This is a genomic window from Hydrogenophaga sp. SNF1 (genome assembly GCF_034421675.1).
Classification (GTDB): domain Bacteria; phylum Pseudomonadota; class Gammaproteobacteria; order Burkholderiales; family Burkholderiaceae_C; genus Hydrogenophaga; species Hydrogenophaga borbori.
The window spans coordinates 458208-471432 of sequence record NZ_CP139793.1 but is presented as its reverse complement, the minus strand read 5'-3'; the positions used below and the strand labels follow the sequence as shown (position 1 = coordinate 471432).

Sequence of the window (13225 nt, the reverse complement as noted above, 5' to 3'; positions counted from 1 at the left end):
GGCCGCGCTCACATGCGGAACACGCCGAACTTGGGATCGCCGATGGGCGCGTTCAGCGTGGCCGACATCGCCAGCGCCAGCACGCGGCGCGTGTCGGCGGGGTCGATCACGCCGTCGTCCCACAGGCGGGCGCTGGAGAAATAGGGGTGGGACTGGTGCGCGAACTGGTCGAGCAGGGGCTGCTTGAATTTCGCTTCTTCCTCGGCGCTCCAGGAACCGCCCTTGGCCTCGATGCCGTCGCGCTTGACGGTGGCCAGCACGCTCGCGGCCTGCTCGCCGCCCATGACGCTGATGCGCGCGTTGGGCCACATCCAGAGGAAGCGCGGGCTGTAGGCGCGGCCGCACATGCCGTAGTTGCCCGCGCCGTAGCTGCCGCCGATGATGATGGTGAACTTGGGCACCTGCACCGTGGCCACGGCCGTCACCATCTTGGCGCCGTGGCGCGCGATGCCCTCGTTTTCGTACTTGCGCCCCACCATGAAGCCGGTGATGTTCTGCAGGAACAGCAGCGGCACCTTGCGCTGGCCGCACAGCTCGATGAAGTGCGCGCCCTTCTGCGCGCTTTCGGAGAACAGCACGCCGTTGTTGGCCACGATGCCGATGGGCATGCCTTCGATGTGCGCGAAGCCGCAGACCAGGGTGCTGCCAAAGCGCGCCTTGAACTCGTGGAACTCGGAGCCGTCGACCAGGCGCGCGATGACCTCGCGCACGTCGTAGGGCTTGCGGGTGTCGGTGGGGATGACGCCGTACAGCTCCTCGGACGGGTACTTGGGCGCGCGCGGCTCGATCAGCGCCTGCCTCGCCTCCTTGCGGCGGTTCAGCGTGGCCACGGCCTGGCGCGCCAGCGCGATGGCGTGGGCGTCGTTCTGCGCCAGGTGGTCGGCCACGCCCGAGAGGCGCGTGTGCACGTCGCCGCCGCCCAGGTCCTCGGCGCTCACCACCTCGCCGATGGCGGCCTTCACCAGCGGTGGGCCGCCCAGGAAGATGGTGCCCTGGTTCTTCACGATGATGGTCTCGTCGCTCATGGCGGGCACGTAGGCGCCGCCGGCGGTGCACGAGCCCATCACCACCGCGATCTGCGCGATGCCCTGCGCGCTCATGTTGGCCTGGTTGTAGAAGATGCGGCCGAAGTGCTCGCGGTCGGGGAAGACGTCGTCCTGGTTGGGCAGATTGGCGCCGCCCGAATCCACCAGGTAGATGCAGGGCAGCTGGTTCTGCATCGCCACCTCCTGCGCCCGCAGGTGCTTTTTCACCGTCATGGGGTAGTAGGTGCCGCCCTTGACGGTGGCGTCGTTGCAGACGATCAGGCAGTCGACGCCGCTCACCCGGCCAATGCCGGCGATCAGGCCGGCGCAGGGCGCGTCGCCGTGGTACATGCCGTGCGCGGCCAGGGGCGCCAGCTCCAGGAAGGGCGTGCCGGGGTCCAGCAGCATCTGCACGCGCTCGCGCGGCAGCAGCTTGCCGCGCTTGACGTGCTTGGCGCGCGCGGCCTCGCCGCCGCCTTGGGCGGCCTGGGCGAGCTGGACCCTGAGGTCCTCCACCTGGGCGCGCATGGCCTCGGCGTTGGCCTGGAATTCGGCCGATCGGGGGTTGAGCTTGGTCTCCAGGATGGGCATGGCCTGTCTCGTGTGGTGGGCGAACGAAGGGCGAGGGTACACCCCGGGCCGCCGCCGCCGGCCGCCATGGCGGTTGCAAATCGCGCCAGCAAGACTGGCGCGGTGGCACACTCGCGCCATGCCCGCGGACACCCCCGACCTGCTGCCCGGCCCCGCCCTCACGCCCATGGCACTGGTCCAGGCCATGGCGCTGGCCTACCGGGCGCGCGGCATGGACCCGGCGGCGGCCCTGGCGCAGGCACAAATTCCGCCAGAACGCCTGAATGATCCGCACGCGCGCATCACCGCCGCGCAGATGGAGGCCGTGTCCTACGCGGCCATGCGCGAGCTCGACGACGAGGCCCTGGGCTGCTTCGAGCGCGCGCTGCCCTGGGGCAGCTACGGGCTGCTGGCGCGCGCCTCGCTGTCCTCGCCCACGCTGGCGGTGGCGCTCAAGCGCTGGTGCCGCCACCACGGCCTGCTGGCCGACGCGGTCGCGCTCTCGGTCGAGACCAGCGGCGAGCGCGCCGCCATCAACCTGCGCCTGCGCCGCGACCCCGGCCCGCTCACCGAGCTGTGCGTGGTCTCGGTGCTGCGCAACATCCACGGCCTGGCGGCCTGGTTCGTGGACTCGCGCATCCCCCTGCTGGAGGCGCATTTCCCCTACGCGCCGCCGCCGCACGTCGAGGCCTACGCGGTGCTGTTCGACGCCCCGGCCCGCTTCGGCGCGGACCAGGCCGCCATCCACTTCGACGCGCGCTACCTCGCCCTGCCCCTGCGCCGCGACGAAGCCGCCATGAGCCAGCTGCTGCAGCGCGCGCTGCCGCTGACGGTGCGCTCCTACCGGCGCGACCGCCTGCTGGTGCAGCGCGTGCGCCAGCTGCTGGCCCGCCAGCCGCTGGACACCCACAACGCCGACGACCTGGCCGCCCTGCTGCACACCTCGGCACGCACCCTGCACCGCCAGCTGAGGGAAGAAGGCGCCCATTTGCAGGCCCTGAAGGACGAGGTGCGGCGCGAACGCGCCAGCCAGCTGCTGCTGCGCACCGACCGGCCCATCAAACAGGTGGCCGAGGCGGCGGGCTTTCGCAACGAGAAGAGCTTCATCCGCGCCTTCCGGGCCTGGACGGGACAGTCACCCGGCGACTTCCGGCGACGCTGAGGGGGCCAGTGGCCCCGCCGAGCGTGGCCCGCCCCGCAAGGCGGCTTCGGCCCGGCCAAGCCGGCTCCGCGGTGTCTCCGGACAAAAGCCGGTCACAATCGGGAATCGTTCTCATTTAAATTGCCTGCCCATGATGCTGCGCATTCCCCAGGTGCTGACGCCCGAGCAGCTGCGCCAGTGCCGCCAGTCGCTGGAGGCCGCGGACTGGACCGACGGCCGCGCCACCGCCGGCCACCTGGCCGCCCAGGTCAAGCACAACCAGCAGTTGGGCGACGACCAGCCGGCGGCGCGCCAGGTGGGCGACCTGATCCTGCAGGCCCTGGGCCAGCACCCGCTCTTCCTGTCGGCCGCCCTGCCGCTGAAGGTGCTGCCGCCGCGCTTCAACCGCTACCAGGGCGGCGGCCGGTACGGCGCGCACGTGGACGCGGCCATCTTCAGCGTGCCGGGCACGCCGCACCGGGTGCGCAGCGACCTGTCGGCCACCCTGTTCTTCAGCGAGCCACACGAGTACGACGGCGGCGAGCTGACCGTGCAGGACAGCCTCGGCCAGCACAGCGCCAAGCTGGCGGCCGGCGACCTGGTGCTCTACCCCGGCACCAGCCTGCACCACGTCACCCCGGTCACGCGCGGCGTGCGGCTGGCGGCCTTCTTCTGGGTCCAGAGCCTGGTGCGCGACGACAGCCAGCGCACACTGATGCTCGAACTCGACACCGCCATCCAGCAACTCGTGCGCGACGCGCCCGGTCACCCCGCGCTGGACCGCCTCACCGGCGTGTACCACAACCTGCTGCGGCAATGGGCGAACACCTGAGGTCGCCATGGTGAGCCCACACGACATGAAGCCACCGCTGGCGCAGATCCCGCCCGAGGTGGCCGCCGTCAGCGACTACGAACCGCTGGCGCGCGAACGCATGACCCCCGCGGCCTGGGCCTGGCTGCAGGGCGGCGCGGCGGATGAAATCACGCTGCGCGAGAACCAGGCCGCCTTCCAGCGCCTGCGCCTGGCGCCGCGCGCGCTGGCCGAACTGGCCGGCGGCCACACCCGGCTCACGCTGCTGGGCCAGGCCTTCGAGCACCCCATCTTCGTCGCCCCGGTGGCCTACCAGCAGCTCGCCCACCCCGACGGCGAAATGGCCACGGCGCTCGCCGCCTCCGCCCTGGGCGCGGGCATGGTGGTGAGCACGCAGGCCGGCCTGCCATTGGAAGCGCTGGCGCGCCAGGCCACCGCGCCGCTGTGGTTCCAGCTCTATGTGCAGCACGACCGCGGCTTCACCCGCGAGCTGGTGCACCGCGTGCAAGCCGCGGGCTACCGCGCCCTGGTGGTGACGGTGGACGCCCCCGTGAGCGGCCCGCGCAACCGGGAGCAGCGCGCCGGCTTCACGCTGCCGCCGGGCCTGAGCGCCGTGAACCTGCAGGGCGCGCGGGCCCTGCCGCCCCACACCGCGCCCCTGGGCCGCCCGCCCCTGTTCGGCAGCCCGCTGCTGGACACGGCGCTGACCTGGCGCGACATCGCCTGGCTGCGCGAGCAGACCGCGCTGCCCATTCTGTTGAAGGGCGTGCTCTCGCCCGCGGACGCCGTGCGCGCGGCCGATGAGGACCTGGCCGGCGCGATCGTCTCCAACCACGGCGGGCGCGTGCTCGACACCGTGCCCGCCACCATCGATGCCCTGCCCGCCATCGCGCGCGCCGTGAACGGCCGCCTGCCCCTGCTGCTGGATGGTGGCGTGCGCCGCGGCACCGACGTGTTCAAGGCGCTGGCCCTGGGCGCCTCGGCCGTGCTGGTGGGCCGACCCGTGCTGCATGGCCTGGCCACCGCCGGCGCGACCGGCGTGGCGCACGTGCTGCACCTGCTGCGCGCGGAGCTGGAGATGGCGATGGCGCTGACGGGCTGCCGCACGCTGGCGGATATCGACGAGGGCCGGCTCTGGCGCGGCGGCTGAGCCGCGCCCCGCTCAGAGCCGCAGCTCGCGCATGTGGTGGAAGACCCGCGCCACCGGCAGGCCCTCGAAGGCACGGCCATGGCCCTGGGTGCAGAAACCCCAGACCGTGGCACCCGCGGCCAGGCCGGCCTGGGCGCCGGGCGCGGTGTCCTCGATGACCAGGCAGCGCTTCGGGTCCACCCCCAGGTGCGCGGCGGCGGCCAGGTAGACGTCGGGCGCGGGCTTGGAGCGCGGCAGGTCGTGGCCGCTGAAGACGGCGTCGCCGAACCAGCGCGCCAGGTCCACCTGCTCGAGCTGCATCACCACCTTGGCGCGGTCGGCGCCCGAGGCACAGGCGATGCGCCCGCCCACCGACCCGTGCAGCCGCGCCACGGCCTCGTGCACGCCATCGATGGCCTTGAGCTCGGCGCGCAGGCGCTGATTGCGCCGCGCATAGAAGGCCTGCAGCCATTCCTCGGACCAGGGGCGGCCGGTGTGCTGCTCGATCAGCGCGCGCTGGTCGCGCACCGCGCGGCCGATGAACAGGCGCTCGCAATCCGCGGGCGAAATCGCCCAGCCGGCCTCGATGAGCGACTCGCGCAGCACACCGTTGGTGATGGGTTCGCTGTCGACCAGCACGCCGTCGCAGTCAAACAAAATCGCCTCGAAGCTCACCACTTGTCCTTGTTCGGAAAATCGCCGTCCACGTAGAACCACTGCCCGCCCTCGCGCACGAAGCGGCTGCGCTCGTGCAGGCGCTGGCCCCGGCCCGCCACGCGCGAGCGCGCGACGAACTCCACCTCGGCGTGCTCGGCGTCGATGGCGCGGTGCGCGCGCACCTGCAGCCCCAGCCATTTCACGCCAGGCTCCAGGTCCAGCGTGGCCGGCCGCGTGCTGGCGTGCCAGGTGGCCAGCAGGTGCGCCACGTCGCCGCGCACGAAGGCGCTGTAGCGCGAGCGCATGAGCGATTCGGCGTCGGGGGCGGCGGTGGCGGTGCCGAGGTAGCGACCGCAGCAGGCGTTGAAGGCGGGGCCGCGGCCGCAGGGACAGGGCGCGCTGGTGGGGGTGGGCATCGGAAATCGCGGGAGAGAACGGATTATCGATGCCCCTGCAATCCCTGGGGCCACGCGGGGCGGACCGCACAATGCGCGCACCCCAAGGAGAACCCATGACCGCTCTCGACAGCTTCCCGATCACGAAGAAGTGGCCGGCCCGGCACCCGGACCGCCTCCAGCTCTACTCCCTGCCCACGCCCAACGGCGTGAAGGTGTCCATCGCCCTGGAAGAGACCGGCCTGCCGTACGAGCCCCACCTGGTGCGCTTCGACACCAATGACCAGCTCTCGCCCGAGTTCCTCTCGCTCAACCCAAACAACAAGATCCCGGCCATCATCGACCCGCAGGGCCCCGAGGGCACACCGCTGGCGCTGTGGGAATCGGGCGCCATCCTGGTCTACCTGGCCAGCAAGAGCGGCCAGCTCCTGCCCCGCGACACCGGCGCGCGCTACGAGACCCTGCAGTGGCTGATGTTCCAGATGGGCGGCATCGGCCCCATGTTCGGCCAGCTCGGCTTCTTCCACAAATTCGCCGGCAAGGACTTCGAGGACAAGCGCCCGCGCGACCGCTACGTGAACGAGAGCAAGCGCCTGCTGGCGGTGCTCGACCAGCACCTCAAGGGCAAGCGCTGGATCATGGGCGAGCAGTACACCATCGCCGACATCGCCACCTTTCCCTGGGTGCGCAACCTCGTGGGCTTCTATGGCGCGGGCGAGATCGTCGGCTTCCAGGACTTCCCCGAGGTGCAGCGCGTGCTCGAGGCTTTCGTCGCGCGCCCCGCCGTGCAGCGCGGCCTCAACATCCCGGCGCGCGACTAAGTCTCACGCACGAAGGGTCTTCGTCCAGGGGCGCCGCGGAACTGGCTTCGCCAGGCCGCAGGCGCCGTCCCCCTCCGGGGGGAAGCCGCGCAGCGGCGCAGGCGGGCTTCCTACTTCCGCCAGAAGTGGCCGGTGAAGAGCACCAGCACCGTCAGCAGCTCCAGCCGGCCCAGCATCATCGCGAAGCTCAGCACCCAGATCTGGCCGTCGTTGAGCACGCCGTAGTTGCTCGCCGGCCCCACCAGTCCCAGGCCCGGGCCGATGTTGTTGACCGTGGCGACCACGGCGGAGAAGGCGGTGACGATGTCCAGGCCGGTGAGCAGCAGCATCATGGTCAGGCCCACGGTGGCCGCGCCATAGATCAGCATGAAGCCGAACACCGCGTTCATCACCTGCGGCGGCACCACACCGCCGGCCAGCGTGACCGGGTTGACCACGCGCGGGTGGATGATGCGGACCAGTTCGCGCCGCGCCTGCTTGATCAGCAGCACCATGCGGACCATCTTGATGCCGCCGCCCGTGGACCCCGCGCAGGAGGCGAAGCAGCCCAGGAACATGAGCAGCACCGGCACGAACACCGGCCACTGCGCGTAGTCGACCGACGCATAGCCCGTGGTGGTGGCCACCGAGACCACGTGGAAGGCCGCGCTGCGAAGGGCGGTGCCGAAGTCCGTGTACACCCCGTTCACCAGCAGCAGCAGCGTCACCACGGCGATGGCGGCGGCCAGCACCACCAGGTAGGTGCGGATCTCGCGGTCGTTGGTGATGGGCCGCAGCGAGCGGTGCTTGATGACCACGAAGTAGCGCAGGAAGCTGATGCCCGCCATCGTCATGAAGGCGGTGGCCACCCATTCGATGCGCGCCGAGTTGTAGTGGCCAAAGCTGGCGTCGTAGGGCGACAGGCCGCCCAGGCCCATGGTGGTGCACATGTGCATGAAGGCGTCGGCCCAGCCCATGCCGGCCCAGCGGTAGGCCAGCATGCAGGCCACCGAGAACAGCGCGTACACGCCCCACAGGCCGCGCGCGGTCTCGGCGATGCGCGGGGTGAACTTGGTGTCCTTCATGGGGCCGGGCGTCTCGGCGCGGTAGATCTGCATGCCACCCAGCCCCAGCAGCGGCAGCACGGCCACCACCAGCAGCATGATGCCCAGGCCACCGACGAGCTGCAGGAAGCAGCGCCAGACGTTGATGGACACCGGCAGCAGGTCCAGCCCCGAGATCGCGGTGGCGCCGGTGGCGGTGAGCCCGCTCATGGCCTCGAAGTAGGCCTTGCTCAGGCTCAGGTCTGGGACGCTGTAGTACAGCGGCGCGGCGGCGTAGGCCGGCAGCACCACCCACACCAGGTTCACCAGCAGGAAGCCGTCGCGCGGCATGAGCTCGCGGCGGTGCCGCCGCGTGAGCATCCACAGGGCCCAGCCGCTGCACACGGTGGCCGCGAAGCCGAAGGCCCAGACCAGCACGTGGTGGTCCTTGTCGAGGAACCAGGCCCAGGCCATGGGCACCAGGAAGGTCGGCGAGAACGCCAGCAGCACGCGCGAGAAGACGTTGAGGACGGGCAGCCAGAGGGATTGCATGGTCGCTCGGCCGTCAGCCGAAGAAGGTGGCGCTGACCTGGAACAGCTTCTCGACCTCGCGCACCAGGCGCTTGTTCGGAATGAACAGGATGATGTGGTCGCCGGCCTCGATGAGCAGGTCGTGGTGCGGCATCAGGACCTCGGAGTTGCGCCCTTCGCCACGCACGATGCCACCGATGCGCGTGCCCTTGGGCAGCTTGAGTTCTTCGATGCGGCGGCCCACGAGCTTGCTGGTTTTGGCGTCGCCGCGCGCGATGCCCTCGAAGGCCTCGGCCGCGCCGCGGCGCAGGCTGTGCACGGCCGCCACGTCGCCGCGGCGGATGTGGGTGAGCAGCTCGCCGATGACGGCCTGCGAGGGCGAGATTGCGATGTCGATGGTGCCGCCCTGCATCATGTCGGCGTAGGCGCGGCGATTGATGAGGGCCATGACGCGCCCCGCGCCCAGGCGCTTGGCCAGCATGGCCGACATGATGTTGTCCTCGTCGTCGCTGGTGAGCGCGAGGAACATGTCCATCTCGCCCACGTTTTCCTCCTCGAGCAGGTCCTCGTCGGCGCCATCGCCCTGCAGGATCAGCATGCTGGAGGGCAGCTGGCTCGCTAGGTACTCGCAGCGCTTCTTGTCGCGCTCCAGCAGCTTCACCTCGCACTGACCCACCAGGCTGCGCGCCAGGCGCAGGCCGACACGGCCGCCGCCGGCGATCATCACGCGCTGCACGGGCTTGTCGGTGTTGTGGATGGCCGAGAGCACGTCGCGGATCTTGTCGGTGTCGGCGAGCACGAAGACCTCGTCGCCCGCGAGGATGCGGGTGGACGGCGTGGCCTCCATCTCGGTGTCGAGCCGGTAGAGCGCGACCACGCGCATTTCGCAGCGGGTGTAGCGCTCGCGGAACTCGCCGATGGTGTGGCCCACGAGCGCGCCGCCGTGGTTGGCACGCACCGCGATGAGGCTGGCGCGGCCGTCGGCGAACTCCAGCACCTGCAAGGCCTCGGGGTAGCTGATGAGCTGGCGGATGTAGCGCGTGACGGACTCTTCCGGACAGAGCACGTGGCTGACGGAGAAGCCGGTCTGCGAAAGCAGCTCGTCGCCCTCGATGAACTCGGACGAGCGCAGGCGCGCGATGGTGGTGGGCACGTTGAACACGTCGTGCGCCACCTTGCAGGTCACGAGATTGGTCTCGTCGGCCGCCGCGCAGGCGATGACCATGTCCGCGTCCTTGGCGCCGGCGTCGCGCAGCACCGAGGGCTGGATGCCATTGCCCACCACGCCACGCAGATCGAGCTTGTCCTCGAGCAGGCGCAGGCGCGCCGGGTCCATGTCGATGACGGTGATGTCGTTCTGCTCGGAGACCAGGCTCTCGGCCACGCTCTCGCCCACGCGGCCGGCCCCGAGGATGATGATGTTCATGGCGCGGAATGGTATCCCGCCGCGCCGCCTGCGGCGCCTCGATTCAGGACAGGGCGCGCTGGATGAGGATCTTCTGCACGTCCGAGGTGCCCTCGTAGATCTGGCACACGCGCACGTCGCGCCAGATGCGCTCGACCGGGAAGTCGCTCACGTAGCCGTAACCGCCGTGCACCTGAATGGCGTCGCTGCACACGCGCTCGGCCATCTCGCTGGCGAACAGCTTGGCCATGGCCGCCTCCTTCAGGCAGGGGCGCCCGGCATCGCGCAGCGCGGCCGCGTGGTGCACCATGGCGCGCGCCACGTCGATCTGCGTCGCCATCTCGGCGAGGCGGAAACCCACCGCCTGGTGGTTGAAGATGGGCTGGCCGAAGCTCTCGCGCTGCTTGGCGTAGGCCAGCGCGCAGTCGAAGGCGCTGCGCGCCATGCCGACGCTCTGCGCCGCGATGCCGATGCGCCCGCCCTCCAGCGCCGACAGCGCGATCTTGTAGCCCTCGCCCTCCGCGCCGATGAGGTTGTCGGCCGGGATGCGGCAGTTCTCGAAGTTGATCTGCGCCGTGTCGCTGCTGTGCTGGCCCACCTTGTCTTCCAGCCGCGCCACCCCATAGCCCGGCGTGTCGGTGGGCACCACGAAGGCGCTCATGCCGCGCTTGCCCGCGGCCTTGTCGGTCACGGCGATGACGATGGCGAGCTGGCCGTTCTTGCCGCTGGTGATGAACTGCTTGACGCCATTGAGCACGTAGTCGCCGCCCTGCTTCATCGCGGTGGTGCGCAAGGCCGAGGCGTCCGATCCCACGTGCGGTTCGGTGAGGCAGAACGCGCCCAGCATCTGGCCGGCGGCCAGCGGGCGCAGCCAGCGCTCCTGCTGCCGGGCGCTGCCGTAGCGCATGAGGATGGCGTTGACGGGGCAGTTGGTGACACTGATGGCCGTGCTGGTGCCGCCGTCGCCGGCGGCGATTTCCTCCAGCACCACGGCCAGGCTCACATAGTCCAGGCCGGCGCCGCCCAGCGATTCGGGCACGCAGATGCCGTAGGCGCCGAGTTCGGCGAGGCCACGGTGCGCCTCCTGGGGAAAGTGATGCTCCTTGTCCCACGTCGCGGCGTGGGGCCAGAGCTCGGCCTGGGCGAAGGCGCGCACCGCCTCGCGGACGGCTTCCTGATCGGGGGTCAGCAGCATGTCATTCCTTTTCGGGGCTTCGTTCCTGGGCCAGCTGCGCGAGGTAGCGCGCGCGCATGGCCTCCTGGGTTTCGCTGGGCGCGGCGAGTCCCATCTGGTCGCTGATCATCTGGTTCATGGTCGGCAGCGCGTCGCGCGCCGGCCAGCCCGCCGGCTCCCACAGCCGCGAGCGCATGAAGGCCTTGGCGCAGTGCAGGTAGACCTCGCGCGCCGCGACTTCGATCACCAGCTTGGGCCGCTGGCGCTCCTGGGCGAAACGGTCCACGAATTCGGGCTCGTCGCGCAGGCGCGCGCGGCCGTTGATGCGCAGGGTCTCCTCCACGCCGGGCACCAGGAAGATCAGCGACAGGCGCGGGTCGGCGATCAGGTTCTCCAGCGTATCGAGCCGGTTGTTGCCGCCCGAGTCGGGCAGCAGCAGGGTGTGCTCGTCGAGCACCTTCACGAAGCCGGCCTCGCCGCCGCGCGGCGAGGCGTCGAGCAGGCGCCCGTTGGCGCCGCCGCTGGCGAGCACGCAGAAGGGCGACAGCGCGATGAAGCGGCGGGCGTGCGCGTCGATGCCCGACAGCTGCTTGCGGCGCGCGCGCTCGCCCGGGGCGGCGTAGAGGCCGCGCAACTGCTCGAGGGTCTGGATCATGGAAGGTCCCTGGCTCACCAGCCGTCGAATGGCCGGCCGTCGTGGTCGATGAAGCGGCCGCCCTCGCGCGGCGTGAGGCGCGCGAGGGTGCGGCGCATGTCCGCCACGCTGCGCTCGGGCGAGAGCGGGGCCGAGGCCCCGCCCATGTCGGTCTGCACCCAGCCGGGCGAGATGGCGACGAGGATGGCCTCCGGGTAGTCGTGCTGGGCCGCGGCCACCGCCATGTTCAGCGCGGCCTTGCTCGCGCGGTAGACCCAGCCGCGGCTATCGGATACGCCCGCGATCTGCGCCATGGCGCTGGACAGGACAGCGAAGCGCCCGCGCGCGGCCTCCACCAGCGGGGCCACCTGCGGGATCACCTGCATGGCGCCCAGCAGGTTGACGTGCATGGCGTGGTCGAAGGCCTCGCGGGTGGGCGGCGTCAGCGCGCTGCCCTGCGGGAACACGCCGGCCACGTACAGGGCCACATCGATCTTCTCGCCCTCGAGCGGCCAGGCCAGGCCGCTCACGCTGGCGGGATCTGCCACGTCCACGCGCAGGGCCTCGGCGCCGAGTTCGCGCAGGCGCGCCAGCCCGGCGTCGTCGCGCGCGGTGGCGATCACGCGGTCACCGGCCTCGCGGTACTGGCCCACGAATTCGAGGCCGATGCCGCGCGAGGCGCCGATGACCAGGACCGTGGCCATGCGCGGACGATCAGATCAGCTCGATCGCCATCGCCGTGGCTTCGCCGCCGCCGATGCACAGCGTGGCCACGCCGCGCTTACCGCCGCGCGCCTGCAGCGCGTGGATCAGGGTGACCAGGATGCGCGCGCCGCTGGCGCCGATGGGGTGGCCCAAGGCGCAGGCGCCGCCGTTGACGTTGAGCTTGTCGTGCGAGACCTTGAGCTCGGCCATCAGGGCCATGGGCACCACGGCGAAGGCTTCGTTCACTTCCCACAGGTCCACGTCACCCACCTTCCAGCCGGTGGCGGCCAGCAGCTTCTGCGTGGCGTAGACGGGCGCGGTGGTGAACCAGTTGGGCTCCTGCGCGTGCGTGGCGTGACCGACGATGCGGGCGATGGGCTTGGCGCCCAGGCGCTGCGCGGTGGAGGCCTTGGCCAGAACCAGCGCGGCGGCGCCGTCGTTGATGGAGGAGCTGGAGGCGGCGGTGATGGTGCCGTCCTTCTTGAACGCCGGCTTGAGCGCGGGGATCTTGTCGAGCTTGATCTTGCCCGGGCCTTCGTCGATGGAGACCACGCGCTCGCCGCTGCGGTCCTTCACGGTGACGGCGGCGATCTCCTTGGCGAAGGCACCGCTCTCGGTGGCGGCCTTGGCGCGCGACACCGAGGCGGTGGCGAAGGCGTCCTGCTGCTCGCGCGTGAAGGCGTACTTGGCGGCGCAGTCCTCGCCGAAGGTGCCCATGCTGCGGCCGGGTTCGTAGGCGTCTTCCAGGCCGTCGAGCATCATGTGGTCGAAGATGCGGTCGTGGCCCATGCGGTAGCCGCCGCGCCCCTTGAGCATGAGGTAGGGCGCGTTGGTCATGCTCTCCATGCCGCCGGACACCATGAGCTGCGCGCTGCCGGCCATCAGCATGTCGTGCGCCAGCATGGTGGCCTTCATGCCCGAGCCGCACATCTTGGACAGCGTGACCGCGCCGGTGGACAGCGGCAGCCCGCCCTTGAGCGCGGCCTGGCGCGCGGGCGCCTGGCCCTGGCCGGCCATCAGGCAGTTGCCGAACAGCACCTCGTCGACGCCCTTCGGGTCGACGCCACTGCGTTCGATGGCGGCCTTGATGGCGACGCCACCGAGGTCGTGCGCGGCCAGCGGCGAGAAGTCGCCCTGGAAGGCGCCCATGGGCGTGCGCGCGGCGCCGAGGATGACGATGGGATCGGACATGGTGTACTCCTTGG

Annotated in this window: 13 protein-coding genes; 4 read left to right on the top strand and 9 right to left on the bottom strand. The window is 70.9% G+C overall.

Annotated features, from left to right (window positions below; genetic code table 11):
* Positions 1-8: 8 nt before the first annotated feature.
* A complete protein-coding gene (locus SOM08_RS02275; protein WP_116958619.1) occupies positions 9-1616 on the bottom strand; it encodes a carboxyl transferase domain-containing protein in 1608 nt (535 codons plus the stop codon).
* Positions 1617-1734: 118 nt separating this feature from the next.
* Here SOM08_RS02275 and SOM08_RS02270 point away from each other — a divergent pair, with 118 nt between their 5' ends.
* From SOM08_RS02270 to SOM08_RS02260, 3 genes are all read left to right on the top strand, one after another.
* Positions 1735-2757, top strand: a complete 1023-nt coding sequence (locus SOM08_RS02270) for an AraC family transcriptional regulator (protein WP_245980907.1) — start codon at positions 1735-1737, stop codon at positions 2755-2757.
* A 130-nt stretch (positions 2758-2887) separates the two neighbouring features.
* Entirely contained in the window at positions 2888-3568 is a 681-nt protein-coding gene (locus SOM08_RS02265) for a Fe2+-dependent dioxygenase (protein ID WP_322469978.1), read from the top strand.
* A gap of 7 nt (positions 3569-3575) precedes the next feature.
* Entirely contained in the window at positions 3576-4697 is a 1122-nt protein-coding gene (locus SOM08_RS02260; protein ID WP_322469977.1) for an alpha-hydroxy acid oxidase, read from the top strand.
* A gap of 12 nt (positions 4698-4709) precedes the next feature.
* On the opposite strand, the gene SOM08_RS02255 is transcribed toward SOM08_RS02260, so the two are convergent.
* Together SOM08_RS02255 and SOM08_RS02250 are read right to left on the bottom strand one after the other, a co-directional pair.
* On the bottom strand, positions 4710-5351 hold the full coding sequence (locus SOM08_RS02255; RefSeq protein ID WP_181936460.1) for an HAD family hydrolase: 642 nt from the start codon (positions 5349-5351) through the stop codon (positions 4710-4712).
* On the bottom strand, positions 5348-5749 hold the full coding sequence (locus SOM08_RS02250) for a YchJ family protein (RefSeq protein WP_116958615.1): 402 nt from the start codon (positions 5747-5749) through the stop codon (positions 5348-5350). The genes SOM08_RS02255 and SOM08_RS02250 overlap by 4 nt, the downstream gene beginning before the upstream one ends.
* A 95-nt stretch (positions 5750-5844) precedes the next feature.
* Here SOM08_RS02250 and SOM08_RS02245 point away from each other — a divergent pair, with 95 nt between their 5' ends.
* Positions 5845-6549, top strand: coding sequence for a glutathione S-transferase N-terminal domain-containing protein (locus tag SOM08_RS02245; protein ID WP_322469976.1), 705 nt, complete (start codon positions 5845-5847; stop codon positions 6547-6549).
* Between the two features lie 110 nt (positions 6550-6659).
* On the opposite strand, the gene SOM08_RS02240 is transcribed toward SOM08_RS02245, so the two are convergent.
* The 6 genes from SOM08_RS02240 to SOM08_RS02215 are packed head-to-tail and all read right to left on the bottom strand — an operon-like array spanning position 6660 to position 13211.
* A complete protein-coding gene (locus SOM08_RS02240) occupies positions 6660-8123 on the bottom strand; it encodes a TrkH family potassium uptake protein (RefSeq protein ID WP_116958613.1) in 1464 nt (487 codons plus the stop codon).
* 13 nt (positions 8124-8136) lie between these two features.
* The gene (trkA, locus tag SOM08_RS02235) at positions 8137-9528 is read right to left on the bottom strand and encodes a Trk system potassium transporter TrkA (protein WP_322469975.1); all 1392 of its coding nucleotides are present in this window, start codon (positions 9526-9528) and stop codon (positions 8137-8139) included.
* A 43-nt stretch (positions 9529-9571) separates the two neighbouring features.
* Positions 9572-10702, bottom strand: a complete 1131-nt coding sequence (locus SOM08_RS02230; protein WP_322469974.1) for an acyl-CoA dehydrogenase family protein — start codon at positions 10700-10702, stop codon at positions 9572-9574.
* 1 nt (position 10703) lies between these two features.
* Positions 10704-11336, bottom strand: coding sequence for a pyridoxamine 5'-phosphate oxidase family protein (locus SOM08_RS02225; protein ID WP_116958610.1), 633 nt, complete (start codon positions 11334-11336; stop codon positions 10704-10706).
* A gap of 14 nt (positions 11337-11350) precedes the next feature.
* Positions 11351-12019 (bottom strand): SDR family oxidoreductase, encoded by a 669-nt coding sequence (locus tag SOM08_RS02220; protein WP_322469973.1) that lies wholly within the window; start codon positions 12017-12019, stop codon positions 11351-11353.
* A 10-nt stretch (positions 12020-12029) separates the two neighbouring features.
* Positions 12030-13211 carry an acetyl-CoA C-acyltransferase gene (locus SOM08_RS02215; protein WP_116958608.1) on the bottom strand — a complete coding sequence of 394 codons (1182 nt, stop codon included), beginning with the start codon at positions 13209-13211 and terminating at the stop codon, positions 12030-12032.
* Between the last annotated feature and the right edge of the window lie 14 nt (positions 13212-13225).